Source organism: Streptantibioticus ferralitis, assembly GCF_029223525.1.
In the GTDB taxonomy this organism is placed as follows: Bacteria; Actinomycetota; Actinomycetes; order Streptomycetales; family Streptomycetaceae; genus Streptantibioticus_A; species Streptantibioticus_A ferralitis.
The window spans coordinates 90,452-116,367 of sequence record NZ_JARHTQ010000009.1 but is presented as its reverse complement, the minus strand read 5'-3'; the positions used below and the strand labels follow the sequence as shown (position 1 = coordinate 116,367).

Here is a 25,916-nt window from a genome sequence, read left to right as displayed (position 1 = left end):
TATCCCGGTGAACGCGCTGGATATCCTGCTGCTGCTCGCCGCCGTTTGGTTCGCGATTGTCGGCTACCGGCAGGGATTCGTGGTCGGCATCCTGTCGGTGCTCGGCTTCCTCGGGGGCGGGCTGATCGCCGTCTACGTCCTTCCGCTGGTCTGGGACCAGACGACGGGTAACGCACCGCCCGGTACCTTCGGTGCGATCGCCGCCGTCGTCGTGGTGATCGTGTCCGCCTCCGTGGGGCAGGCGTTCACCACCCATCTCGGCAACAAACTGCGTACACACATCACCTGGTCACCGGCGCGCGCCGTCGACGCGACCGGCGGCGCGCTGGTGAACGTGCTGGCGATGCTGCTCGTCGCATGGCTGATCGGCTCGGCGCTCGCGGGCACCGCGCTGCCCACCATCGGCCGTGAGGTACGCGCCTCCAAGGTCCTCACCGGCGTCTCGCGGATGATTCCGCAGCGGGCCGACATGTGGTTCGCGGACTTCTCCTCGGCCCTCGCCCAGAACGGCTTCCCGCAGGTCTTCACACCGTTCTCCAGCGAGCCGATCACCGCCGTACACCCGCCCGACCCGAAGCTCGCCACGAGCCCGACGGCGACCAACGCCGAGCACAGCATCGTCAAGGTCGTTGGCACCGCGCCGAGTTGCGGCAAGGTGCTGGAGGGTTCCGGTTTCGTCTTCGCCTCGCACCGGGTGATGACCAACGCGCATGTGGTGGGCGGTGTGAAGGGCCCGACCGTGCAGATCGGCGGCCAGGGCAAGCAGTACGACGCCAGGGTCGTGCTCTACGACTGGCAGCGCGACATCGCCGTACTCGACGTGCCGTCACTCGACGCGCCCGCGCTGGACTTCGTCAACCACCCTGCGCACAGCGGCGACGACGCCATCGTCGCCGGTTTCCCGGAGAACGGCGGCTACGACGTGCGCGCGGCCCGGGTGCGGGCCCGTATCCAGGCGCACGGACCGGACATCTACCGGCGCGGCAACGTCAGCCGCGATGTGTACTCGCTCTACACGATGGTGCGGCAGGGCAACTCCGGCGGCCCGCTGCTCACTCCGGACGGCAAGGCGTACGGGGTGGTCTTCGCCAAGTCCCTGGACGACGACTCCACCGGCTACGCCCTGACCGCGCACGAGGTGACCGACGACATCACCGCGGGCCGCAATGCGGTACGGACCGCGGACACCCAGGAGTGCGCCCTGTAGCCCGTGCGCTTTCAGCCACGGGTAGGGGCCTGCGTCGGGCCGACTCGAGGCCCGATGTCCGCCGGGTATGGGGGTTTAAGTCGCGTGCCGCGGTCAACTGCGCGCGGAATGGCGCAGCCGGGCACTTACCCACCGGGCGCGGCGCCCCAGGATGCGCGGGATGGGTAGCAACTGCCCTTGGCGGTGAAGCCCCGCAGTGGGCGCCGATCGGCCCGTAGCGGTGGTGTCGCGGTGGTCGCGTGATACGTCACGGTAGTCGTGCGTCCAGCCCATACCGAGCTACGTGCCCGCGCCGCAAGGTCGGTAACCACCTCGCGGTCGCTCAATTGGCCTATGCGCGCGGCATTTGGCCGATCGTCAGAAAGTAGTATCCGGAGGGTGCCTGGTGTGTCACCCGTTCGGCATGTCACCTGTCCGGTTCCGGGTCCTTCAACCAGTTGATCAACTCGGTGGAGAAGGCCACCGGGTCCTCCTCGTGCGGGAAGTGCCCGAGCCCGTCGAAGAGCCGCCAGCGGTACGGCGCCTCCACGTACTCACCGGAACCGGCCGCACTGCGGGTGCGGAGCACGGGATCGAGCGAGCCGTGCAGATGCAGCGTGGGCACCCGCACCGGCCGCTTCATCCGCCGGTAGAACTGCACACCGTCCGGCCGCGCCATGGACCGCAGCAGCCAGCGGTACGGCTCGATCGAGCAGTGCGCCGTGGACGGGATCCGCATCGCGCGCTGATACGTTTCCACTGCCTCGTCATCCGGCAGCCGCGGCCCGGACCAGTCCCGAATCAGCCGCCCGACCAGCGCCGCGTCCTCGGCGACCAGCTGGCGTTCGGGCAGCCAGGGCCGCTGGAAGCCCCAGATGTAGGAGCTGTCGGCGGTCTGTCGGAAGTCCGCGAGCATCGCGGAGCGCCAGCGCCGCGGATGCGGCATCGAGCAGACCGCGAGCCTGCGCACCAGCTTGGGCCGCATCACCGCCGCGGTCCATGCCAGATAGCCGCCCAGATCATGGCCGACGAGCGCCGCGTCCGGCTCGCCCAGCGAGCGGATCACGCCGGTGACGTCCAGGGCGAGGTTGCCCGGGTCGTAACCGCGCGGCGTACGGTCGCTGCCGCCGACACCGCGCAGATCCATCGCCACCGCGCGGAACCCCGCCTCGGCCAGCGCCGTCAGCTGATGCCGCCAGGCCCACCAGAACTGCGGAAAGCCATGCAGCAGCAGGACCAGCGGACCGTCACCGAGCTCGGCGATGTGGAACCGGGCGCCGTTGGCGGCCACGTCCCGGTGGGTCCAGGGGCCGTCGAGGCGTACACCTGTTGAGTCAGCGACCGTCATGTCCGAGAGCGTGTCACATTTGACCCGCCGACGTGTGGTCGGCGAGGGAGCGAGGATGCGGCTTGACGCTCTGCAGCACGGACGCGGTCTGCTTGGCGGAGGCGATCGACCGCTCCGGGGGCTTGACCTTCTTGAACTTGGCCAGCGCGAAGACCCCCAGGACCGCCGCGATGACCAGGTACGCGGCGCCCACGATCAGGAACGACCAGGCGAGCCCCAGGCCGAGGTTGTGGATGCCGTACGCCGCCGCGAAGCTCAGCACCGGCAGCGCGAAGAGCGCGAAGACCCCCGCTCCGGCGATCGCGCCGCCGCCGATCCCGGCGCGCCTGGCGTCCTCCCGCAGCTCGGCCTTGGCGAGCGCGATCTCGTCGTGGACGAGTGCGGACATCTCGGCCGTGGCCGTGGCGACCAGTTGGCCGAGGCTCCGCTCATCGGTCCGGTCGACTGCGCTCATCGCGTCCTCCGTCGTATTCGGTTCGTGTCCCGTAGTGGATCGGGTGCGTCGTCACGTTCGATCATGCCGGAATCATGTTGAACCATGGTCCCCGTTCGTGCCGCTGCGGGCCAGTTCTGCGAGTCTGCGGTGCTCCGCGGCCTTCGCCTCGAAGATGGCGGCCATCCGTAGGTGGTACTCCGGTTTGTCCTTCTCGTAGACGTCCGGGATGCCGTCCTGGTCCTCGTCGAGGTTCTCCTCGTCACAGAGCTTGCGGTACTTGGTGTTGCGTATCTTCAGCAGCACGGCCGCGGTGACCGCCGATATCAGCGAGCCGATCAGGACCGCGGCCTTGACCTCGTCGGTGAGTGCCGGATCCGTGGCGAAGGCGAGTTCGCCGATCAGCAACGAGACGGTGAAGCCGATCCCGCCCAGGCAGGCCACGGCTGCCACATCCGCCCAGGCCAGTTCGGGGTTGAGCTCGGCCCTGGTGAACCGGGCGGCGAACCAGGCGCCGCCGAAGACCCCCGCAGCCTTGCCGAGGAACAGGCCGAGGACCACACCGAGCGTCTCCGGGCTGGTGAAGACACCTCTGAGCGCCCCGCCGGAGAGCGACACCCCCGCGGCGAAGAGGGCGAACAGCGGAACCGCGATCCCGGCGGACAGCGGGCGGACCAGGTGCTCGATGCGCTCGCCCGAAGAAACGCTTTCGCCGGGTTCCTTGGTGCAGCGGAGCATCAGCCCCATGGCGACGCCCGCGATGGTGGCGTGCACCCCGCTGGCATGCATCAGCGCCCAGACCACCAGGGCCAGCGGCACATAGACGTACCAGCCGCGCACCCGCCTGCGCAGCAGCAGCCAGAAGACGAACAGCCCGGCCGCGGCCAGGCCGAGGGCCGCGAAGTCGATCCTGGTGGTGTAGAAGATCGCGATGATCACGATGGCGAAGAGGTCGTCGACCACCGCGAGGGTGAGCAGGAAGGCCCGCAGTGCGGAGGGCAGTGCGGTGCCGATCACCGCGAGGACGGCGAGCGCGAACGCGATGTCGGTGGCGGTGGGCACCGCCCAGCCGCGCAGACTGCCGTCCCCGGACAGGCTCACCGTGGTGTACACCAGCGCGGGTACCGCCATTCCGCAGACGGCGGCGATCACCGGCAGCGCGGCGGCCGACGGGGACCGCAGCTCGCCCGCGACGAACTCGCGTTTGAGCTCGATGCCCGCCACGAAGAAGAAGACGGTGAGCAGGCCGTCCTTGGCCCAGTCGGCCACCGACAGGTGGAGATGGAGCGCCGCCGGGCCCAGATGGAAGTCCCGTAGCGCGGCATAGCCGCTGCTCAGCGGCGTGTTCGCCAGGACGAGCGCGACCACGGCGGCTATCAGCAGCAGGACGCCGCCGACGGTTTCGGCGCGCAGCGCGTCCGCCACGAAGTTCCGCTCGGGCAGTGACAGGCGTCCGAGGAAGACGGAACGGCGGCGGGGCTGCGTCACGAGGATGACCTCCGGTCGGGCTCGGTGGCTGGATACGGCTGTTGCACCCGCCGACCAGACTTCCCGGCACACCCGAAATCTTTGCGTGCTCTTGACGCGGCAACCACTTTACCGGGCGGATTCGAACGGATAGCGGCTGGTGGTTACATTAAGTGCATAAGGGGCGCCCGGCATGTTGCCGGGCGCCCCTTATGGCGGTGTGTGTCTAGCGGTCAGTCCTCGCTGGGTGCGGCGGGGAGCTTGGACTGGATCAGGTCCATGACCGTGCTGTCGGTGAGCGTGGTGACATCGCCGAGCTGCCGGTTCTCCGCGACATCGCGCAGCAGTCGGCGCATGATCTTGCCGGAGCGGGTCTTGGGCAGTTCGGCGACCGGCAGGATCCGCTTGGGCTTGGCGATCGGGCCGAGCTGCTTGGCGACATGCGTCCGCAGCTCCTCGACCAGGTTCTCGTCCTCGGTGGCGGAGCCGCGCAGGATGACGAACGCGGCGATGGCCTGGCCCGTGGTGGGGTCGGAGGCGCCGACCACCGCGGCCTCGGCCACCTTGGGGTGGGAGACCAGGGCGGACTCGACCTCCGTGGTCGAGATGTTGTGGCCGGAGACGAGCATCACGTCATCGACCCGGCCCAGCAGCCAGATGTCGCCGTCCTCGTCCTTCTTGGCGCCGTCGCCCGCGAAGTACCTGTTCTCGAAGCGCGACCAGTACGTGTCGAGGTAGCGCTGGTCGTCGCCCCAGATGGTGCGCAGCATCGACGGCCACGGCTCGGTGAGCACGAGGTAGCCGCCGGAGCCGTTGGGCACCTCGTTGCCCTCGTCGTCGATGACGGTGGCGGCGATGCCCGGCAGCGGTGTCTGGGCGGAACCGGGCTTGGTGGTGGTCAGGCCCGGCAGCGGGCTGATCATCATGGCGCCGGTCTCGGTCTGCCACCAGGTGTCGACGATGGGGGTGCGGTCGGCACCGATGTGCTTGCGGTACCAGACCCAGGCCTCGGGGTTGATCGGCTCGCCGACCGAGCCCAGCAGCCGCAGGCTCGACAGGTCGAACTTGGCCGGGATGTCCTCGCCCCACTTCATGTAGGTGCGGATCGCGGTGGGCGCGGTGTAGAGGATGGTGACGCCGTACTTCTGGATGATCTCCCACCAGCGGCCCTGGTGGGGGCTGTCCGGGGTGCCCTCGTAGAGGACCTGGGTGGCGCCGTTGGAGAGCGGCCCGTACACGATGTACGAGTGGCCGGTGACCCAGCCGATGTCCGCGGTGCACCAGAAGACGTCGGTTTCCGGCTTCAGGTCGAAGACGGCATGGTGGGTGTACGAGGCCTGGGTGAGGTAGCCGCCCGTGGTGTGCAGGATGCCCTTGGGCTTTCCGGTGGTGCCGGACGTGTACAGGATGAACAGCGGGTGTTCCGCGTCGAAGGCCTGCGGGGTGTGCTGGTCCGACTGGCGGGGGACGAGGTCGTGCCACCAGACGTCGCGGCCCTCGGCCCAGGCGGTCTCCTGGCCGGTGCGGCGCACGACCAGGACGCTGCGCACCCCCTCGGTGCCAGGCTTGGTCAGCGCCTCGTCGACGGCGGGCTTGAGCGCCGAGGGCTTGCCACGCCGGTAGCCGCCGTCGGCGGTGATGACGACGCGCGCGTCGGCGTCCCCGATCCGGGTGGCCAGGGCGTCAGCGGAGAAGCCGCCGAAGACCACCGAGTGCGGCGCGCCGATACGGGCGCAGGCGAGCATGGCGATGACCGCTTCGGGGATCATCGGCAGATAGATGGCGACCCGGTCTCCGGCCGTGACGCCGAGCTCGGTCAGTGCGTTGGCCGCCCGTGACACCTCGTCCTTCAGCTGGGCGTAGGTGATGGTGCGGGCGTCGCCGGGCTCGCCTTCGAAGTGCAGGGCGACCCGGTCACCGTGACCCGCCTCGACATGCCGGTCGACGCAGTTGTACGTCACGTTCAGCTTGCCGTCGGCGAACCACTTGGCGAACGGCGGGTTCGACCAGTCCAGTGTCTCGGTGGGCTTTGTGCTCCAGGTCAGCCGGTCGGCTTGGGCGGCCCAGAACTCGAGCCGGTCCGCCGCTGCCTGCTCGTAGGCCTCAGCGGTGACATTCGCGGCCGCGGCCAACTCCTCCGGAGGAGCGAAGCGCCGCTCCTCCTTCAACAGGTTGGCCAGGCTCTCGTTGCTGCTCACGCCATCTCCCTTTATCCGCTTATCCGCTTGGCCGCAGGATGTCCCTTGGGATGTCCTATGTGTCCCTCGGCATAGCTCACCAGCCCAGCGGCGCGCTGACAAGGGTTACCGGGCGAATATTGGTTTAGACCTGTGCGATCTGTGGTTGCCCCTCGGGACGTACGGCACGGAACACGCCCGCCCCGCTGTCGAGCAGGTACGCCTGGGCCTCGCCGACATGGAAGTACATCCCGTAAAGCCGTAGCGTCCCCTCGTCCACGCGCCGCGCCACGCAACTATGCGCGATCAGATGATCCAGTTGCTGCGTGATGTTGACGAGACAGAGCCGCTCGGCCGCGTCGGACACCTCGCGGTCGGCGAGCGGTACGGCCGCGCCCGCCGCGAGGCGGTCCAGGCTCGGGCGACCGTGTCGCAGCCAGCGGGCCAACGGGGTTTGCCCTTCTGGCTGTTCCATCGGACACCGTGCTCCCCTGGTCGCTGGTGGTGCCGCTGAAGCGAGGAGCGCCTGGATCGCGCCGCAGCCGGAGTGGCCGCAGACCGTGATCGAGTCGACCCGCAGGACCTCCACCGCGTACTCGATGGCGGCCGCCACCGAGTCGCAGGCGCCCTCGCTGCCTGGCGGCGGTACCAGGTTGCCGACATTGCGCACGGTGAACAGGTCGCCGGGGCCGCTTGAAGTGATCATGCTGGTGACCAGTCGGGAGTCCGCGCAGGTCAAGAAGGTGTGGGTGGGGCGCTGTCCTTCACGGGCGAGCCGGGCCAACTCGTCCCGGACCAGCGGTGCCGTGTGGCTCTGGAACGCGCTGACGCCGCCGAGGAGTTGACTCGTTCCATGCGGCGCTTGCCGCGGGTGAGCGCAGCGGTGGTGGCGCCAGGGTGTCCAGGGGGAGCAGCTGTGGGCTTCGGGCATATGGGTCTCCAGCAGGCCGGCGGAACGTCGGTCGCGGAGTGTGATGACTCCGTTACTTTCAAGGATCGGTAAATGGAGGGTAATGGATGCCAAAGCCGCCGGGAAGGTCGAACAAGCCGGACCGGCTCGAATTGCCTCCATCGGGTGAAGCGTGCACTGGACGTCTTTGAAGCAGCGCCCGCAGGGTAACGGCCGGGCGGCCGTATGGGCGGGCGCCGGGTGCGTCAGGCGCTCGTCCCCGCGGCGGCGAACTCCGGGGTGCGCCTCCCGGCGAGCAGGTCCTCGCTCAGCGCGAACGCGGGGTCGACCTGCGCGGCGAGGTCGGCCCCTGTCTTCTCGTTGCCCCAACTCTCCGCGTTCTTCAGGTGGAACTGCACCATCTGGCGGGTGTACCGCTGCCAGTCGCGTCGCTCGTAGGAGGCGTCAGCGGCCTCGTGAAGAGCTTGCAGCGCTTGGCGGTTGGGCTCCTCCAGCAGCTCGAACCGGGGCGGACGGCCCTTCTCCATGGCGCGCACCCAGTCGGAGTGGCCGACGGTGGTGAACAGATCCTCGCCCACCTCGTCGCGCAGGAACGAAACGTCGTCCTGGCTCTGCACCTTGTTGCCCACCACGCGCAGGCTGACGTCGAAGTCCCTTGCGTACTCCTTGTACTGGCGGTACACGGCGACGCCCTTGCGCGTCGGCTCGGCCACCAGGAACGTCATGTCGAAGCGGGTGAACATTCCGGAAGCGAAGGAGTCGCTGCCCGCGGTCATGTCGACGACGACGTATTCGTCGCGGCCGTCGACCAGGTGGTTCAGGCAGAGTTCGACCGCCCCGACCTTGGAGTGGTAGCAGGCGACCCCGAGGTCCGACTCGTTGAACGGGCCGGTCACCATCAGCCGCACCGCACCGCCGTCAAGTGCCACGGTCCGGGCGCACGCCGCGTAGACCGGGTTGCTCTCGGTCACGCGCAGCAGACGTGAGCCATGGCCCGGTGGGGTCGTCTTGATCATGTTCTCGGCCGTGGCGATCCGCGGGTTGGCCCCACGCAGGTACTCCTTGATCGCCGGCAGGTGGGCGCCCATCGCCGGGAGCGCCGCGGCGTCCGCCTCGTCGAGTCCGAGGGCCGGGCCGAGGTGCTGGTTGATGTCGGCGTCGACGGCGATGACCGGGATGCCGGCGGCGGCGAGGTGCCGGATGAACAGGGAGGAGAGCGTGGTCTTGCCGCTCCCGCCCTTCCCAACGAAAGCGATCTTCATGTTCAACAAGATAGCGGGAGGTCCGGCCCTGGTGCGATACCGAAGTGAAGAAGACCACTCCAACGAGGGGTGCGCCGGAATCGGTGCGTAGTGTCGTACCCATGACTGCGTTCTCCCGGGGGACGGCCCCCGGTTCCCCGGTGTCGTCCGATCCGCTTGCCGTGCTGGGCACGCTGCCCGGGGTGTCCGACTCGGTGGAAGCGGTACGCCAGGCCGTGGACCGGGCGTACGGGCACCGGGTGATGCGACGCCGCTCGAACGAGATCACCTCGGAGGCGGCGCTGCGTGGTGCGCGTGCCTCCGCGGCGCTGGCCGGGGCCGACTGGCCGCTGGAAGAGGTGCGGCGGCGTAGCGATTTCGGCGCCGATGAGGAGTCCCGTACGGTCGGCGCCGCGCTGCGGCTGACCGCCGAATCCGGTCAACTTCTCAGCGTCTGGCGGCAGTCCCCGCTGCAGGCGCTGGCGCGTCTGCACCTGGTCGCGGCGGGCGGAGTGGTGCCGGACGACACGGTGGGGCGGCCGCGTCGGGCGGGCGAGCCGGTGGCCGAGGAGCAGTTGGCCGCACTGCCGCTTCCCGATGCGGCGGAGGTCGTGGCGCGGTTGGAGGGGCTGGCCTGGCTGCTGCTCGGCGGGAGTACGGCGCCCGCGCTGGTGGTCGCCGCGGTGGTGCACGGTGAGCTGCTGGCGCTGCGTCCGTTCGGCTCCTACAACGGGCCGGTGGCGCTGGCGGCGCAGCGCATCGTCCTGGTGGGCAGTGGGCTCGACCCGAAGTCGATCTGCCCGGCGGAGGTTGGGCACGCGGAACTGGGGCGTGCCGAGTACCTCAAGGCCCTGGGGGCGTACATGTCAGGCACGCCGCAGGGTATGGCGCAGTGGATCGCTCACTGCGCGGAGGCCGTGCGGCTAGGCGTCCGGGAGAGCACCGCGGTGTGCGAGGCGCTCCAGCGGGGCGCCGCCTGAGCGGCGATCCTCGGTGCGCGGCCGAAGGCGGCGAAACGCACGCGGGCAAAAATGTGCGGCGGCACCCGCGGGTGCCGCCGCTGGCACGTCCGCTGAGTGACCATGCGTGCACTCTCTTTGGCCCATCAGGTCGGGGACTTTGCCCGTCACCTGGTGCGGCTAACCCGGTCAGCGGGCTGGCTTCGCGTGGGTGCCCAGCGTTCGTGCTTCGGTCCGTGGGGCCTGATTCAACGGGGTTCCTCTCGGATGTCCGTGGTCTCGCGGGCCGTCAAGTCCTTTCTACTCCGCGCCCCGGGGAAGCGGAACCCCCGGCCGCAGTTCTTTACTTTTAGCCTCAAGGAACAACTAATGGTGCGCTCAGGGCATTACGGGCTTGCGGCGGCGGGACACGTACCAGACGAGGCCCGCGGTGGCGACGGCCCCCGCCGCGGCGGCCACGGCGAGAACGGGGCGGCTCGGCATCGACGGAATCCGCTGGCGTAGCCGGACCGGGCGGCTGAACGTCAGCACCGGCCATTCCCGCGCGATCGCCTCGCGGCGCAGCGCACGGTCCGGGTTGACCGCGTACGGATGCCCCACCGACTCCAGCATCGGGACATCGGTCGCCGAGTCGCTGTAGGCGTAGCAGCGGTCGAGGTCGTATCCCTCGGTCTCGGCGAGCTCGGCGATCGCCTTCGCCTTGGTGTCGGCGTACGCGTAGTACTCGATCTCTCCGGTGTAGCGGCCGTCCTCGACCACCATGCGGGTGGCGACCACATGGTCGGCGCCGAGGATCGCCCCGATCGGCTCGACGACCTCGGCGCCCGAGGTGCTCACGATGACCACGTCGCGACCGGCGGCGTGGTGCTCCTCGATCAGAGAGGCGGCCTCGTCGTAGATGAGCGGGTCGATCAGGTCGTGCAGCGTCTCGGCGACGATCTCCCGTACCTGCTGGACGTTCCAGCCACGGCAGAGCGCCGACAGATACTCCCGCATACGTTCCATTTGATCGTGGTCCGCACCTCCGAGCAGATAGACGAACTGGGCATAAGCAGTGCGCAGCACGGCCCGACGGTTGATCAGTCCGCCTTGATAGAAGGACTTGCTGAAGGCCAGGGTGCTCGACTTCGCGATGACCGTCTTGTCGAGATCGAAGAAGGCGGCTGTTCGCGGCAAGGAGTGGTTTTCCACGAGGACGAGCATAGGCACCCACCATTCGGCGTAAGCTCAGGCGCGTGGGTTTGCCTGAGAAGGCCTTCGGGTACACCATGGAAGTCACGGATCGTTCGCGACCGTGCTAACCCGGTCCGGCTCCTCCCCCCCCGAGTCGGCCGTGGGGACGACCCCCGCTCTCCCCCCCGGCGGGGGTCGTCGCATGTCCGGGTACATTTCACACCGCCTGGCCGGTTCGGCCGCCGCATTTTTCATGATCATTTCTCTGCCCCTCCCTGTCTGGTGACACATACGACGCGTGACGGTCCGTAATCGTTGCGCTATCGCGGAGAACTCACCCGTGTGAGTGGCGGAGTTATCCACAACCGTCGAGTTATCCCCTGTTTTTGACCAAGATCCACTCGATTCCTGGTCTTCCTCCACCGTGAAGAACCGCGAGGCAAGAAGGCCCGCGAGGTACGCGGTATCAGCGAGGGAAGTGAGGGGGCCATGACCGAATCCATCTCACCGGACACTCCAGAACGGACCGGGAGGATCGGCCGGACTGGACGGGCGGGCCAAACGCCAAAGGAAAAGCGGCCAGGTCCGCGCAGTGCGGTCTCCCGTGGCCAGACCCAGGAGCCCGCACAGCTGAACGAGGAAGAGGAGGAGTGGAGTCCGGTCGCGCTGCGGCGCGGGCAGGCTCGGCAGGCGGGGGATCGGAACGGGGAACCGGAAGACTGCGGCCGGGAGACCGTGCCGCGCGGCAGGGAACGGTGCCGAGCCCGGGAGGCCGGGGATCTGGCTGGGGATCGGAGTGGGGAACCCGCCGAGAACCGGGAGCAGAAAACGCCACCGGCGTCCGTGGAAGACCGGAAGCGGAGTGTCCGGCCCGAACCCGCGGAGCCAGAGCCGCGACCGGGGCCGACTGGGTCGGACCCGCGGCCCGGGCGTACGGAGCCACGGCCGGGCCGTGTCCCCCGCGCGCTCAGGGCCGGGGTCCCGCTGATCGTCACCGAGGACGAGGACCTGCTCGATGATCTGCTGCGGCTGTGCGCGGCCGCGGGCGTGGAGCCGGAAGTCGCCTACGGCTCGCCGGCCAGTCCCGGAAGTTGGGCATCGGCGCCGCTGATCCTCGTCGGTGATGACCGCTCGGTGGCCCTGCGCGGTATGCAGCGGCGTTCCGGAGTCCTGCTCATCGGACGGGACCTCGACGACCAGGGCGTGTGGCGGCGGGCGGTGGGCATCGGCGCCGACCATGTGCTGTTCCTGCCCGACGCCGAGAGCTGGCTGGTGGACCGGATCGCCGACGCCGCGGAGGGCGTTGGCGAACCGGCGCTGACCATCGGCGTGGTCGGCGGCAGGGGCGGCGCCGGGGCCAGCACCCTCGCCTGCGCGCTCGCGGTGACCGCAGCGCGCGGCGGGCGCCGCACGATGCTGATCGACGGCGATCCACTGGGCGGCGGACTGGACGTACTGCTCGGCGGTGAGCGTTCCGCGGGTCTGAGGTGGCCCGACCTCGCCGAGTCCCAGGGCCGGGTCAGCAGCGGAGCGTTGGAGGAGTCCCTGCCTCGGCTGCACGATCTCAGCGTGCTGAGCTGGGACCGCGGCGACTCGGTCGTCATCACCCCGGACGCGATGCGCTCGGTCCTCGGCGCCGCCCGGCGGCGCGGCGGGGTGGTCGTGGTGGACCTTCCGCGCCGGGTGGACGACGGCGTGGTCGAGGCGCTTTCCCAGGCCGATGTCGGACTGCTCGTGGTCCCCGCCGAGTTGCGGGCCGTCGCGGCGGCCGACCGGGTGGCGTCCCGGATCGGCATGATCCTGCCCGACCTACGGGTGGTGGCGCGCGGCCCCTACCCCTCCGGCCTCGACGACGAGGAGATCGCTCGGCTGCTGGGGCTGCGGCTCGCCGGGGAACTCCCACCGGAACACGGGCTGTTGGAAGCCGTCAATGGCGGTAGGCCGCCCGGTGGCAACGGCCGCGGACCCCTCGCCAGGTTCTGTACGGCGTTCCTCGCCGAGGCACTGCCCAGCGGCGGGAGCGTGGCCGTATGAACACCATCGACACCCCACGCCTCCGCACCGACCCGGGCGACCGTGCGGCGCTGCTCGACGCGGTGCGACTCACGCTGGCCGAGTCCGGGCGCGAACCCACACCGGCGGCGGTCGCCGCCGCGTTACGTGCTCAGGGACGGCTGCTCGGCGACACCGCCGTGCTCGGGGTGGTCCGGGCGCTGCGCTCCGAGATGGTGGGTGCCGGGTTGCTTGAGCCACTGCTGGCCGAACCCGGGGTTACGGACGTACTGGTCAACGGGCCGGATGAAGTGTGGGTGGACCGCGGCTCGGGCCTGGAGCGGACCGGGATCCGGTTCCGCGACGCGGCGGCCGTCCGCAAGCTCGCACAGCGTCTTGCGACAGCGGCCGGTCGGCGGCTGGACGACGCCCGTCCCTGGGTCGACGCACGGCTGCCGGATGGCACCCGGCTGCACGCGGTGCTGCCACCCGTCGCGATCGGCGCGCCATGCCTGTCCCTGCGGGTGGTTCGGACCCGCGCCTTCACCCTCGCCGAGCTCGTCGAGGCGGGCAACGTGGACGCCGAGGCGGCGCGGCTGCTGCGAGCGGTGGTCGACGCCCGGTTGTCCTTCCTCGTCAGCGGCGGGACGGGCTGTGGAAAGACAACGCTGTTGAGCACGCTGCTCGGGCTGGTCGGAACGGGCGAACGGATCGTGCTCGCCGAGGACTCGGCGGAGCTGCGGCCCGAACACCCGCATGTGGTGCGGCTGGAGACCCGCCCAGCCAACCAGGAGGGCGTCGGCATCGTGACGCTGCGGGACCTCGTCCGGCAGGCACTGCGTATGCGGCCCGACCGCCTGGTGGTCGGCGAGGTGCGCGGGCCCGAGGTGCTGGACCTGCTCTCCGCGCTCAACACCGGGCACGAGGGCGGCTGTGGAACCGTGCATGCCAACGCGGCCTGCGATGTCCCCGCCAGACTGGAGGCGCTGGGTTCCACGGCCGGGCTGGGGCGCGCGGCGCTGCACAGCCAGCTCGCGGCCGCGCTCTCGGTCGTCGTCCATCTGGTCCGTGACCGGTCCGGGCAGCGCCGGGTCGCCGAGATCCACGTACTGGAGCGGGACAGCGGCGGGCTCGTCGGTACCGTTCCGGCCGTGCTGCGCGGCGCCGACGGCCGCTATGAGCGGGAGCGCGGCTGGCCGCGGTTGGCCGCGTTGTGTGAGCGAGGTGCCCGATGAGGGGCGCCGAACTGCTCACGGTGTGGTGCGCGGCGGTCTGCGCGGCTGGCGCCGTGTGGCGGCTGCACCGGCAGGACGAGGCGGCACGCAGGGCCCGGCTGATGCTCGCGGACGGCGGCCGGGCCGCCGCGGCCCCTCTGGGCGTGATGCGCTGGCGGGCCTATCGAGGCCGAGCGCGAGCCGGGCTGCGGCGGGGCAGAGCGGGCATCGAGGACCGGTTGGGATTCCGGTTCGGTCGTGAGGTGTGGTGCCCGGTGGCTGGGACGGCGCTGGCGCTGTTCGCCCACTCGCCGGTCCCGGCGCTGGTCGGCGGGCTCGCCACACCGTACGTCCGGCGCCTGCTGCGGGTCCGGGCGCGGCGGCTGGCGACTGAGCGTTGGCAGGAGGCGGTAGCCGGTCTGTGCACCGCTGTCGCCGGAGATCTGCGCGCTGGCCGACCGCCGGACGCCGCGCTGGCCGAGGCAGTTGAACGGCTGCGTGGGCCGGACGGTCCCGGCACGGCGGAGTGGGTGACACCGCTGCTGGCGGCGGCCCGCTTCGGCGGTGATGTGGCGGCCGCACTGCGGGAGGCGGCCGCCAGGCCGGGCGCCGAGGGGCTGGCGGGGGTCGCCGCGTGCTGGGAGGTGTCGGTGGACGGCGGCGCCGGACTCGCCGACGGCCTCGACCGGGTGGCGGCCGCCCTACGGGCCGAGCGTGATCAACGGGAGGACTTGCGGGCTCAGTTGGCGGGTCCGCGCTCGACCGCCGTGATGCTCGCACTGCTCCCGGTCTTCGGTGTGGTGCTGGGCGCCACTCTCGGCGCCGATCCGCTGCGGGTGCTGCTGCGTACCCCGACCGGGCTCGGCTGCCTGTTGAGCGGCGGTGCGTTGGAGTGGGCCGGGCTGGCATGGACCGCCCGCATCGTCAGCGCGGCACAGGAGGCGACATGAGCGGGGATGTTGTCCACAGGCTGGGGACGGCGGGGGCGCTGGTGGCGGCTGCCCTGTGCACAGCGGCGGCACTGGTCTCGGCGCACCGCGAGCGGGCGGCCAGACGGCGCCGCGAACGGCTGCTCGGCGTCGAACGCATCCGGCGTACGCCGTGGCCCGGACTGCGCTTGGTCGCCCAGCGGAAGCTCCATGAGTGGGCGGGACCGGCGGCGGCCGGAATCGGGCTCACCGTCGTGGTGGGCGGCCCGATCGGGTGTGCGGCTGGAGTCGCCGGGGCGTACGGCATACGCCGCTGGCAGCGAAGGCCCAGGCGGACAGCCGCCGACGAGGCGCGCGGCGCGGGGCGCCAACTGCCGTTCGCGGCAGATCTGCTGGCCGCCTGCCTGACGGCGGGGGCCGCCCCGGCGGACGCCGCCGACGCGGTGGGCCGCACCCTCGACGGGCCGCTGGGTGAGGCGTTGCGCAGGGTCGCGGCGGAGCTACGGCTCGGCGCCGACCCGATCCAGTGCTGGATCCGGCTGGGAACGCTCCCTGGAGCGGCCGGACTTGGGAGCTGGATGGCGCGTGCCTCCACCACGGGAGTGCCGCCCGTCGCCGCCGTCTCGCGGCTGGCCGCTGAATGCCGCGCCGAGCGGAGCCGGTCGGCCAACAGCCGGGCGCGCCGCGCCGGAGTGGTGGCCACAGCGCCACTGGGCCTGTGCTTCCTTCCGGCGTTCCTGGTGATCGGCGTGGTTCCGGTGGTGATCGGACTGGCGGAGGCGATGACACGAGCGAGGTGATGCGGTACCGCACTGCGGACACGCACGCAGGGACGGACGGACCGAACGGACGGGACCACAACTCACGGAGGACTTGGCGCGGATCACAACGCGCCATCCCCATAAGGCACATCTGCCACTCACGGCACACAACACAACCCAACAAACCTCAGGGGGAGAGATGTTCGCAGCGGTAAGCATCGTCGGTCGGCTGCGCGGCCGATGGAGCGGGGTACGCGGGGCGGCCGCGGACGCCGGAATGAGCACGGCCGAATACGCCGTGGGCACGCTGGCGGCCTGTGCCTTCGCGGCCGTGCTGTACAAGGTCGTCACCAGTGGGGCGGTGAGCTCGGCGCTCAGCGGGATGATCAAGAGGGCGCTCGATGTCTCCTTCTGAGCCTGCCGTACATCAGGTGTCCGGCGACACCGGCTATGTGACCGCCGAGGCGGCGGTGGTGGTCCCGGTGCTGGTGGTGTTCACCGCGATGCTGCTGTGGGGCCTGATGACGGCGGCCGCACAGATCCGGTGCGTGGACGCCGCCCGCGCCGGGGCACGGGCCGCCGCACGATCCGAGCCACGGTCCGCCGCGCTGGCGGCGGCGGCAACGGCCGCTCCGCGCGGGGCAGTTGTCGATCTGCGGCGGGACGGGGACCTGGTGCGGGTGCGGGTGACCGCACGGTCGCTGGGGCCGGGGCGGCTGGCCGGGCTGCTCTCGGCCACGGTCGGCGCGGAGGCGGCGGCGCTGGCAGAGGACACGGTCCGGTGAGCCGGGACCGCGGGTCGGCCACGATCTGGGCGCTGGTGCTCGCCGGAGCGCTGTGCACGGTCTTCGCCGCCCTGCTCGCGCTCGGTCAGGCGGTCGCGGTACGCCATCGGGCGGGCGCCGCCGCCGACTTGGCCGCCCTCGCGGCCGCGGACCATGCGCTGGACGGCCAGGAATCGGCCTGCCGGGGCGCGGAGCGGGTGGCCGTGGCACAGGGCGCGCGGCTGGTGTCCTGCTCGGTGCGAGGCGCGGTGGCCGATGTGGTGGCGGAGGTGCGGGGCGGCGGGCTACCAGTGCCGATGGGCCCGGCCCAGGTGCGCGCCCGTGCGGGGCCGCAGTCAGCCGGCGTCGCCGATGCCGGCGGCCAGCAGGCAGTCCAGCAGGCGTACCGCGGCCGGCTTGTCCAACGGGTCGTTGCCGTTTCCGCACTTGGGGGACTGGATGCACGAAGGGCATCCGAACTCGCACTCGCACGCGGCGATCGCCTCGCGCGTCGCCGTGAGCCAGGCCCGCGCGGTCCGGTAGGCGCGTTCGGCGAAGCCCGCACCGCCCGGGTGGCCGTCATAGACGAAGACGGTCGGCAGGCCCGTGTCGGGGTGCAGTGGGAAGGAGACCCCGCCGATGTCCCAGCGGTCGCAGGTCGCGAACAGCGGCAGGATGCCGATGGAGGCGTGTTCCGCCGCGTGCAGGGCGCCCGGCAGCTCTTCCGGATGAATGCGGGCCCGCTCCAACTGGTCCTCGGTGAGGGTCCACCACACCGCCCTGGTGCGCAGCGTGCGCGGCGGCAGATCGAGTTTGGTCTCGCCGAGCACCTCGCCGGTGATCAGCTTGCGACGCAGGAACGAGACGACCTGATGGGTCACCTCGACCGAGCCGAAGGACAGCCGGGCCTCACCCCACGGCTCCTCGGTCTCCGTGCCGAGGATGGAGATGGCGGTCGTGTCGCGGGCCATCGTGGAGTACGGCGGATCGGCCTCCTCGACCAGCGCCACGTTGTCGTCGAGGTCAAGGTGGTTCACCAGGTAGGTGCGTCCCTGATGGAGGTGGACCGCACCGTCGTGGACGGTGGCGTGCGCGGCGGACGGGTCGACGGTGCCCAGCAGCCGTCCGGTCGTCGCTTCGACCACCTGGACGGGACGGCCGCCCTCGCCGCGGATGTCGGTGAGGTCGGCGGCGCGCTCCCGCCGGGTCCAGTACCAGGAGTCCCTACGGCGCCGCAGCAGACCGCGCTTCTCCAACTGGGGTATCAGATCAAGTGCTTCGGGGCCGAAGAGCGCGAGGTCGGCCTCGGTGAGCGGGAGTTCGGCGGCGGCCGCGCACAAGTGGGGTGCCAGCACATAGGGGTTGTCCGGATCCAGCACGGTGGACTCCACCGGCCGGTCGAACAGCGCCTCCGGATGGTGCACGAGATAGGTGTCCAGCGGATCGTCGCGGGCGATGAGCACCGCCAGCGCCCCCTGGCCCGCCCGCCCGGCGCGCCCCGCCTGCTGCCACAGCGAGGCCCGGGTGCCCGGATATCCGGCCAGCAGCACCGCGTCCAGACCGGAGATGTCCACGCCCAGTTCCAGGGCGGTGGTCGAGGCGAGGCCGAGGAGGCGGCCGCTGTGCAGCTCCCGCTCGATCGCCCGGCGCTCCTCGGGCAGATAACCGCCGCGATAGGCGCCGACCCGCCCGGCGAGCGAGCGGTCGACCGCGCTGAGCTTGTCCTGTGCGAGCAGTGCGATCAGCTCGGCCGCCCGCCGGGAGCGTACGAACGCCACCGTGCGGGTGCCCTGGACCACCAGGTCGGTCAGCAGGTCGGCCGACTCGGCGGTCGCGGTACGGCGCACCGGCGCGCCGCGCTCCCCGCTCAGTTCGGTCAGCGGCGGCTCCCACAGGGCGAAGACCAGCTCGCCGCGCGGGGACGCGTCGTCGGTGATCTCGGTCACCGGCACTCCGGTGAGCCGTCCCGCCGCGGCGGCGGGGTCGGCGGCGGTGGCCGAGGCGAGGAGGAAGACAGGATCCGCGCCGTAACGCGCGCACACCCGGCGCAGCCGCCGCAGCACCTGGGCGACGTGCGAGCCGAACACGCCCCGGTAGGTGTGGCACTCGTCGATCACCACATACGCCAGCTGGCGCAGGAAGGAGGACCAGCGGGGATGGCCGGGCAGGATGCCGCGGTGCAGCATGTCGGGGTTGGTGAGCACATACGTCGCGTACTGGCGGACCCACTCGCGCTCCTCGAACGGCGTGTCGCCGTCGTAGACCGCGGGCCGGATGGCGGTGCCGAGCGGGGCGGCCAGATCGGCCACGGCTCGTCGCTGGTCGGCGGCGAGCGCCTTCGTCGGGGCGAGATACAGCGCCGTCGCGCCACGCCCATTGGGCGCCTCCGAGCCGTCCAGCAGCGCGCTGAGCACCGGGGCCAGGTATCCGAGTGACTTTCCGGACGCCGTTCCGGTGGCGACGACCACGGATTCGCCCCGTAGCGCCAGCTCCGCGGCCCGGGCCTGGTGCTCCCAGGGACGGGCGATCCCGGCCGCACGGATCGCGTCGATCACTTCGGAGCGGATCTGATCAGGCCAATCGGCATGCCGACCGGTCCTAGGGGGCAGGTGCTCCGTATGAGTGATACGCGCGGCGCGGCCCGCCCCGGTGGCGAGCCGGTGCAGGACCGTGGCTGGGGCTGGGCGACCGCGCGTAGGCTGCGGTGGATCATCGTGGGCCATCGGCACTCAGTGTGTCACCGGCATGACGGACAATCGCTTCAAGGCGTCGTCTTCGCCCGGTGGTAAGTGATTGAATGCCATCGCGGCTGCCGATCCATGGGGGGCGACCGCTCGATGCAAGGTGCTGGAGGATCCGTGGACCTGTCCCTGTCGACCCGGACCGTTGGCGACCGTACGGTCGTCGAGGTCGGTGGCGAGATTGATGTATACACCGCGCCCAAGCTGCGCGAGCAGCTGGTCGAGCTCGTCAACGACGGCAGCTACCACTTGGTCGTGGACATGGAGGGCGTGGACTTCCTCGACTCCACCGGCCTTGGTGTGCTTGTCGGCGGGCTCAAGCGCGTGCGCGCCCATGAGGGCTCGCTTCGACTGGTGTGCAACCAGGAGCGCATTCTGAAGATTTTCCGCATTACCGGTCTGACCAAGGTGTTCCCGATCCACACCTCGGTGCAAGAGGCTGTCTCGGCGACGGACTGACCCTGACGGCGTAGCGTCGTCAGTGTGATCTCCGTTGTTTGACCGAGTACGGGGGTACCGGGCCTGGCTGGGAGCCCGGACCCCTGTCAAGCACGCCCGCGTTCGCCCGAGGGGGAGGCCATGGCCACCGTTGAACTGCGCTTCAGCGCCCTGCCTGAGCACGTCCGCACCGCACGCCTGGTGGCGGCCGCGGTGGCGCGCCGTGCGGGGGTGGACGAGGCCGTACTCGACGAGGTCAGGCTCGCCGTCGGCGAGGCCTGCACGCGCGCGGTCGGGCTGCACCGCAGCAACGGTGTCGACATGCCGGTGCGCGTCGTGCTGACCGAGGAGGAGAAGAAGTTCTCCATCGAGGTCGGGGACGAAGTGCCGGAGACACCTTCCGGGCCCGGGGCCCGCGCCGGTGATGAGGCCTCCGGGCACCCGGCCCCCGGGGCTTCCGGGGAGTCCGGGTCCGAGGAGGGTGAGGACGAGGGCACGATGGGCCTCGCGGTGATCAGCGGGCTGGTGGACGACGTCGAGGTCGTCTCCGGGCCGGGCGGCGGCGTCATCCGTATGAGCTGGCCGACCACGCCCACGGTCGAGCTCCCGTAGCGCGGGCGGGTCGGCCGCCCGCCCCCGGTTCTCGACTTTCGATCTTCCCGATCATCCGGCGCCCTGCGGGGCGCCTTTTTCGTGTGCCCGGGACGCGCCCACGGTGCGCTCAAGATCTCCGCGGTCAACCCCTTGATCAATACCAGTGATCAATTCGGGGTCTACCCGGCGCCTCGCCGTTCACCGTAAGCGGTGATTTCTGGAACGCTTCCGAAAATTGCCAGCCCGTACCGCACGCGCGTCACCGGCGAATTCTCGTTCCTGCGCTCTGTTTTGATCCGTTCCCACTACCTACAATCCGTCCATCTTTGCTCAGTTAGCTCAAGCAGCCTGAGCGCCGCGGCTGTTGCAGTCGCAGGAGCCGCGCGCCCACGTGCCAAACGTCAAGGAGGACGAATGGCGGGGCCTCTCACCCCTCACGTGCAGGACCTGACCCAGCTTCACCCACCGCTCGCAGCGGCGGCCGTACTGACCGGCGGCAACCGCAACCTCGTACTGGTCATCGCCGCCGTCGCCGTTGTCGCGCTGTTCGTCGCGGTCGCCCTGGTCCGCCAGGTGCTCGCCGCCGACGAGGGCACCGAGGCGATGAAGCAGATCGCCGCTGCCGTACAGGAAGGCGCGAACGCCTACCTCAAGCGGCAGTTGCGCACCCTCGGCGTGTTCGCCATCGCGGTCTTCTTCCTGCTGATGCTGCTGCCCGCGGACAACTGGACGCAGCGCATCGGGCGTTCGGCGTTCTTCCTGGTGGGTGCCGTCTTCTCGGCCTCCACCGGCTACCTCGGCATGTGGCTGGCGGTACGCAGCAACGTCCGGGTGGCCGCCGCCGCCCGCGCGGCGACGCCGGGCCCCGACGCCCCCGCGGCCGACCTGACGACCGTCTCGCACCGTGCGATGAAGATCGCCTTCCGTACCGGCGGTGTGGTCGGCATGTGCACCGTGGGCCTCGGCCTGCTCGGCGCGTCCGTGGTCGTGCTCGTCTACAAGGCGGACGCCCCGAAGGTGCTGGAGGGCTTCGGCTTCGGAGCCGCGCTGCTCGCGATGTTCATGCGGGTCGGCGGCGGCATCTTCACCAAGGCCGCGGATGTCGGCGCGGACCTGGTCGGCAAGGTCGAGCAGGGCATCCCGGAGGACGACCCGCGCAACGCCGCGACCATCGCGGACAACGTGGGCGACAACGTCGGCGACTGCGCCGGTATGGCGGCTGACCTGTTCGAGAGTTACGCGGTGACCCTGGTCGCCGCACTGATCTTGGGCAAGGCCGCCTTCGGTAATTCAGGGCTGGCATTTCCGCTGCTCGTCCCGGCAATCGGTGTGATCACTGCGATGATCGGAATCTTCGCCGTCGCGCCGCGTCGCCGTGATCGAAGTGGAATGACCGCGATCAATCGCGGGTTCTTCATCTCCGCGGCGATCTCCCTGGCTCTCGTGGTGGCCGCGGTATTCGTCTACCTGCCCGCGCGCTTCGCCGATCTGAAGGGCGTTCCGGCCTCGATCACCGGCCACAGCGGCAACCCGCGGATCCTGGCCCTGGTCGCGGTCGCCATCGGCATCGTGCTCGCCGCCCTCATCCAGCAGCTCACCGGCTACTTCACCGAGACCAACCGCCGTCCGGTACGCGATGTCGGCAAGACCTCGCTGACCGGCCCGGCCACCGTGGTGCTCGCCGGGGTCTCGCTCGGTCTGGAGTCCGCGGTCTACTCGGCGGTGCTGATCGGCCTGGCCGTGTACGGCGCGTTCCTGCTCGGCAGCGGCTCGCTGATGCTGGCGCTGTTCTCGGTGGCGCTGGCCGGTACCGGTCTGCTCACCACCGTCGGCGTGATCGTGGCGATGGACACCTTCGGCCCGGTCTCCGACAACGCACAGGGCATCGCCGAGATGTCCGGTGACGTCGAGGGCGAGGGCGCCCAGGTGCTCACCAACCTCGACGCGGTCGGCAACACCACCAAGGCCATCACCAAGGGCATCGCCATCGCCACGGCGGTGCTGGCCGCCACCGCGCTGTTCGGCTCGTTCACCGACGCCATCAACACGGCGAAGGACAGCGTCGGCCCGGCCGCCCACGGTCTGGCCCTGAGCCTGGACATCTCGCAGCCGAACAACCTCGTCGGGCTGCTGCTCGGCGCGGCGGTCGTCTTCCTGTTCTCCGGGCTCGCCATCAACGCGGTGTCCAGGTCGGCGGGTTCGGTGGTCTTCGAGGTGCGCCGCCAGTTCCGTGAGCACCCGGGGATCATGGACTACAGCGAGAAGCCGGAGTACGGCCGGGTGGTGGACATCTGCACCAAGGACGCGCTGCGCGAGCTGGCCACGCCCGGGCTGCTGGCGGTGCTGGCGCCGATCGCCGTCGGCTTCGCGCTCGGTGTCGGCTCGCTCGGCTCGTACCTCGCGGGCGCCATCGGCACGGGCACGCTGATGGCGGTCTTCCTGGCCAACTCCGGTGGTGCCTGGGACAACGCCAAGAAGCTGGTCGAGGACGGCCACCACGGAGGCAAGGGCAGCGACGCCCACGCCGCGACGGTGATCGGCGACACGGTCGGTGACCCGTTCAAGGACACCGCGGGACCGGCCATCAACCCGCTGCTGAAGGTGATGAACCTGGTCTCGCTGCTCATCGCGCAGGCCATCGTCACCTACTCCTACGGGGACAAGGCGAGCCTGCCGCTGCGCATCGGTGTCGCGGCCCTCGCACTGGCCGTGATCACCGGTGCGGTCTACGTCTCCAAGCGGCGCGGAATCGCCGTGGGTGACGAAGACAACAGCGAGAAGGCTGCCCGTTCGGCCGACCCGGCGGTGGTGTCCTAACCCGGGAGCTCCGGCACAGCGTCAATACCGGGGCGGGGGGGGGGGGGGGGGTGGTGTGGGCACCGCCCCCCGCCCCCGTGCGAGAAGCGTCACTTGGCGCCCTTGGCGTGGTGCAATTGGCGGTGATACCGGGCGTACCGGTTGATCGACTCGCGAGCGCTCCCGGTTCTCCGTGTATGTTCCGGGGCCGTAGAGCCACGGAAGGGACTCACCCGGTGAACAAGAAGCTCATGGCCGTAACGACCGGTGCGGCGACTTTGACGCTGGCGCTCGCGGGGTGCAGCAGCAGCTCGAACGACAAGGTCGACAAGTACGCCAAGTCGGTCTGCGACCAGGTGCAACCCCAGCTGAAGAAGATTCAGGACGCCAGCAACTCCATCGCGTCGGTCTCCAGCGGCGACCACAAGCCCGAGGACGTGAAGAACACCGACTCGGCGGCGTTCTCGCAGATTTCCAGCGCGTACAAGGCGTTGGCCGACGCGGTGGACAAGGCGGGTGCACCGCCCGTCAACAACGGAGCGACGCTGCAGCAGAACGCCGTCAAGCAGCTGAACGACACGGCTGGCGCGTACGGCACCCTCAAGAAGGACGTCGATGGTCTGAACACCAGCGACCAGGGCAAGTTCGCGGACGGCCTCAAGGGCGTCGTCGGCCAACTCAGCAACGTCGGCAAGAGCGGCGACGACGCGCTGAACAAGTTGCAGTCCGGTGACGTCGGCAAGGCGATGGCCAAGCAGCCCGGCTGCCAGAAGCCGTCCCCCGCGGCGGGCGCCGCGAACTCACCCTCCGGCGCGGCGGGCAACCCCGAAAGCTCCCAGACGCCGTCGGCGAGCTCGTCGGCGCACCCGTCCGCCAAGCCCTCCTCGCACCCGTCCGGCTCGGCCTCCGCCGCGCCGTCCAAGTCGAGCTGAGCGCGGCCGTGACGGGCCGAGCGCCGGTCGCGGCCGGGATCCGTCCGGCGCGCCCCGTGCCGCCGGGCGCGCCCTGAATGGGCTGACCGGCGGACGTCGGGCCACGGCCCGGCCGGGTGACCCGTTCAGGGGGCGCCCGGCCGGGTCCATGTCCGGGAGAATGACACCGTGAGCCAGAACAGCCTCAGTGCCAGCAGCGTCCCCGGCCTCCCGATCGCGGACCCCGACCGCACCGCCCGTCTGCGCGACGCGCTACGGGCCGCCGCCTTCACCGCCGACGGCTGTCTCGATCTGCTCGGCGTCACGGCGTACACGGCGCTGTCCCGTAGCGAGACCGTTCCGGCGCTGCGCGGGACACGCGGCGGCAGCCCGTTGGAGACCCTCGTCCGGCTGTTCCTGTTGCAGCAGCCGGTTTCCAGGGAGCAGGCCCGCGCCGCGCTCCCGCTGGAGGACGCCCTCGCCGACGGCTGGCTGTGCCCCGTGGCGGAGGACGGCGACGGCGTGCGGGCCACCGTCGACGTACGCCCCTACGCGGGCGAGTCCGGCGAGGACTGGTGGATCGTGTCCGACCTGGGCTGCGCGGTGGGCGGGGCGGGAGGGATCGGGGCCGGGGGCGCCACGGTCAACCGTTCCGAGCTCGTACTCGGTGTGGGTGGCGCCTCCACGACGCTGTCCGGGATCACCATCCGCAACCCGGTGTCGCGCGTGCTGGACCTGGGTACCGGCTCCGGCATCCAGGCGCTGCACGCCTCCCCGCACGCCTCCCGCGTCACCGCGACCGACGTCAACCCGCGCGCCCTGCACTTCGCCCGGCTCACCCTCGCGCTTTCCGGGGTGCGGGAGGCGGACCTGAGGCTGGGCAGCCTGTTCGAACCGGTGGGTGAGGAGCGGTTCGATCTGATCGTCTCCAACCCGCCGTTCGTGATCTCCCCGGGTGAGCGTTTCGTCTACCGCGACGGCGGTATGGCGGGCGACGATCTGTGCCGCACGCTGGTGCGACAGGCGGCGGACCATCTCACCGAGGGCGGCTACTGCCAGCTGCTCGCCAACTGGCAACACGTGGACGGCGAGGACTGGCGGGAACGCGTCACCTCCTGGGTGCCATCCGGCTGTGACGCGTGGATCGTCCAGCGCGAGGTGCAGGACCCGGCGCAGTACGCGGAACTGTGGCTGCGCGACGGCGGCGACCACCGCTCCGATCCGGCCGGCTACGCGGCCCGGTACGACGCATGGCTGGAAGAATTCGAACGCCGCAGGGTCAAGGGCGTGGGATTCGGCTGGATCACGCTGCGGAACTCGGGTTCCGATATGCCGTCCGTCACAGCGGAGGAGTGGCCGCATCCGGTCGAGCAGCCGCTGGGCCCGGAGATCAAGAGGTGGTTCGAACGCCAGGACTTCCTGCGCGCCCATGACGACGCGGCACTGCTCGCGGCCCGCTTCCGGCTGGCCGACGAGGTGGTCCAGGAACAGGTCGGACTGCCCGGTTCCGAGGACCCCGAGCATGTTGTGCTCAGGTCAAATCGGGGTATGCGACGGGCTACGAAGGTGGACACGGTCGGCGCCGGCTTCGCCGGAGTCTGTGACGGGACACTGACCGCCGGACGGATTCTGGACGCGATCGCGCAGTTGCTCGGGGAAGATCCGGTCGTACTGCGCGACCGCACCCCGGCCGCTATCCGCCTCCTCGTTGAACAGGGATTTATCGAGCCGATGGACTGACCGGGGCGGTGCGCGGGCGCGGCCGGAAGCCATCCGGCAGGGTGGGCCGTGGGGCAGAAAGCCCGACTGTCGGGTTACCGTTCGAGTGGCGTTGTGGACTTTTCCCGTTTGACACGGGGGGCTGGGTTACGGTCACACTCCG

The 25,916-nt window shown here is 70.5% G+C and carries 20 protein-coding genes and 2 pseudogenes; 14 read left to right on the top strand and 8 right to left on the bottom strand.

Annotated features, from left to right (window positions below; genetic code table 11):
- Positions 1-7: 7 nt before the first annotated feature.
- Positions 8-1,207, top strand: a complete 1,200-nt coding sequence (locus P2L57_RS16400) for a MarP family serine protease (RefSeq protein ID WP_275814989.1) — start codon at positions 8-10, stop codon at positions 1,205-1,207.
- A 406-nt stretch (positions 1,208-1,613) separates the two neighbouring features.
- Here P2L57_RS16400 and P2L57_RS16390 read toward each other — a convergent pair whose 3' ends face one another.
- The 6 genes and pseudogenes from P2L57_RS16390 to P2L57_RS16365 form a co-directional block, all read right to left on the bottom strand.
- A complete protein-coding gene (locus tag P2L57_RS16390; protein WP_275814983.1) occupies positions 1,614-2,534 on the bottom strand; it encodes an alpha/beta fold hydrolase in 921 nt (306 codons plus the stop codon).
- A 13-nt stretch (positions 2,535-2,547) separates the two neighbouring features.
- A complete protein-coding gene (locus tag P2L57_RS16385) occupies positions 2,548-2,988 on the bottom strand; it encodes a phage holin family protein (RefSeq protein ID WP_275814980.1) in 441 nt (146 codons plus the stop codon).
- A gap of 72 nt (positions 2,989-3,060) precedes the next feature.
- Positions 3,061-4,455 (bottom strand): Na+/H+ antiporter NhaA, encoded by a 1,395-nt coding sequence (gene nhaA, locus P2L57_RS16380; RefSeq protein WP_275814978.1) that lies wholly within the window; start codon positions 4,453-4,455, stop codon positions 3,061-3,063.
- A 212-nt stretch (positions 4,456-4,667) separates the two neighbouring features.
- Complete coding sequence (gene acs, locus P2L57_RS16375) at positions 4,668-6,632, bottom strand: acetate--CoA ligase (protein ID WP_275814975.1); 1,965 nt, start codon at positions 6,630-6,632, stop codon at positions 4,668-4,670.
- A 124-nt stretch (positions 6,633-6,756) separates the two neighbouring features.
- Positions 6,757-7,593, bottom strand: a pseudogene (locus P2L57_RS16370) (carbonic anhydrase); the annotation flags it as partial.
- Between the two features lie 173 nt (positions 7,594-7,766).
- Positions 7,767-8,783 carry an ATP-binding protein gene (locus P2L57_RS16365; protein ID WP_275814972.1) on the bottom strand — a complete coding sequence of 339 codons (1,017 nt, stop codon included), beginning with the start codon at positions 8,781-8,783 and terminating at the stop codon, positions 7,767-7,769.
- Between the two features lie 101 nt (positions 8,784-8,884).
- Here P2L57_RS16365 and P2L57_RS16360 point away from each other — a divergent pair, with 101 nt between their 5' ends.
- Positions 8,885-9,742: a Fic family protein gene (locus tag P2L57_RS16360; protein WP_275814969.1), complete on the top strand. Its 858-nt coding sequence runs from the start codon at positions 8,885-8,887 to the stop codon at positions 9,740-9,742.
- A 357-nt stretch (positions 9,743-10,099) separates the two neighbouring features.
- Here the strand turns inward: P2L57_RS16360 and P2L57_RS16355 are convergent, their stop codons facing one another.
- Complete coding sequence (locus P2L57_RS16355; protein WP_275814966.1) at positions 10,100-10,924, bottom strand: HAD family hydrolase; 825 nt, start codon at positions 10,922-10,924, stop codon at positions 10,100-10,102.
- A 954-nt stretch (positions 10,925-11,878) separates the two neighbouring features.
- On the opposite strand from P2L57_RS16355, the gene ssd reads away from it, so the two are divergent.
- The 7 genes and pseudogenes from ssd to P2L57_RS16320 all read left to right on the top strand — a co-directional run.
- A complete protein-coding gene (ssd, locus tag P2L57_RS16350; RefSeq protein ID WP_275815326.1) occupies positions 11,879-12,928 on the top strand; it encodes a septum site-determining protein Ssd in 1,050 nt (349 codons plus the stop codon).
- The gene (locus tag P2L57_RS16345) at positions 12,925-14,121 is read left to right on the top strand and encodes a TadA family conjugal transfer-associated ATPase (RefSeq protein WP_275814963.1); all 1,197 of its coding nucleotides are present in this window, start codon (positions 12,925-12,927) and stop codon (positions 14,119-14,121) included. Before ssd ends, P2L57_RS16345 begins: the two co-directional genes overlap by 4 nt.
- Positions 14,118-15,050 (top strand): type II secretion system F family protein, encoded by a 933-nt coding sequence (locus P2L57_RS16340; protein ID WP_275814960.1) that lies wholly within the window; start codon positions 14,118-14,120, stop codon positions 15,048-15,050. The genes P2L57_RS16345 and P2L57_RS16340 overlap by 4 nt, the downstream gene beginning before the upstream one ends.
- Positions 15,047-15,829, top strand: coding sequence for a type II secretion system F family protein (locus tag P2L57_RS16335; RefSeq protein WP_275814957.1), 783 nt, complete (start codon positions 15,047-15,049; stop codon positions 15,827-15,829). Before P2L57_RS16340 ends, P2L57_RS16335 begins: the two co-directional genes overlap by 4 nt.
- A gap of 160 nt (positions 15,830-15,989) precedes the next feature.
- The gene (locus P2L57_RS16330; RefSeq protein WP_275814954.1) at positions 15,990-16,205 is read left to right on the top strand and encodes a DUF4244 domain-containing protein; all 216 of its coding nucleotides are present in this window, start codon (positions 15,990-15,992) and stop codon (positions 16,203-16,205) included.
- Positions 16,192-16,575, top strand: a complete 384-nt coding sequence (locus tag P2L57_RS16325) for a TadE family type IV pilus minor pilin (protein ID WP_372515727.1) — start codon at positions 16,192-16,194, stop codon at positions 16,573-16,575. The genes P2L57_RS16330 and P2L57_RS16325 overlap by 14 nt, the downstream gene beginning before the upstream one ends.
- Positions 16,572-16,847: pseudogene (locus tag P2L57_RS16320) on the top strand (Rv3654c family TadE-like protein); the annotation flags it as partial. The gene P2L57_RS16325 and the pseudogene P2L57_RS16320, both read left to right, overlap by 4 nt.
- 63 nt (positions 16,848-16,910) lie before the next feature.
- Here P2L57_RS16320 and sftH read toward each other — a convergent pair.
- Positions 16,911-19,277 carry a DEAD/DEAH box helicase gene (gene sftH / locus P2L57_RS16315; protein ID WP_275814948.1) on the bottom strand — a complete coding sequence of 789 codons (2,367 nt, stop codon included), beginning with the start codon at positions 19,275-19,277 and terminating at the stop codon, positions 16,911-16,913.
- A gap of 135 nt (positions 19,278-19,412) precedes the next feature.
- Here sftH and bldG point away from each other — a divergent pair, with 135 nt between their 5' ends.
- The 5 genes from bldG (at position 19,413) to P2L57_RS16290 (ending at position 25,774) form a co-directional block, all read left to right on the top strand.
- Positions 19,413-19,754, top strand: a complete 342-nt coding sequence (gene bldG / locus P2L57_RS16310; RefSeq protein ID WP_275814945.1) for an anti-sigma factor antagonist BldG — start codon at positions 19,413-19,415, stop codon at positions 19,752-19,754.
- A 120-nt stretch (positions 19,755-19,874) separates the two neighbouring features.
- On the top strand, positions 19,875-20,345 hold the full coding sequence (locus P2L57_RS16305) for an ATP-binding protein (protein WP_275814941.1): 471 nt from the start codon (positions 19,875-19,877) through the stop codon (positions 20,343-20,345).
- Positions 20,346-20,741: 396 nt separating this feature from the next.
- Positions 20,742-23,144, top strand: coding sequence for a sodium-translocating pyrophosphatase (locus P2L57_RS16300; protein ID WP_275814938.1), 2,403 nt, complete (start codon positions 20,742-20,744; stop codon positions 23,142-23,144).
- A gap of 215 nt (positions 23,145-23,359) precedes the next feature.
- Positions 23,360-24,055 carry a small secreted protein gene (locus P2L57_RS16295; protein WP_275814935.1) on the top strand — a complete coding sequence of 232 codons (696 nt, stop codon included), beginning with the start codon at positions 23,360-23,362 and terminating at the stop codon, positions 24,053-24,055.
- 168 nt (positions 24,056-24,223) lie between these two features.
- Positions 24,224-25,774: a DUF7059 domain-containing protein gene (locus P2L57_RS16290; RefSeq protein ID WP_275814932.1), complete on the top strand. Its 1,551-nt coding sequence runs from the start codon at positions 24,224-24,226 to the stop codon at positions 25,772-25,774.
- The last annotated feature ends 142 nt before the right edge of the window (positions 25,775-25,916 follow it).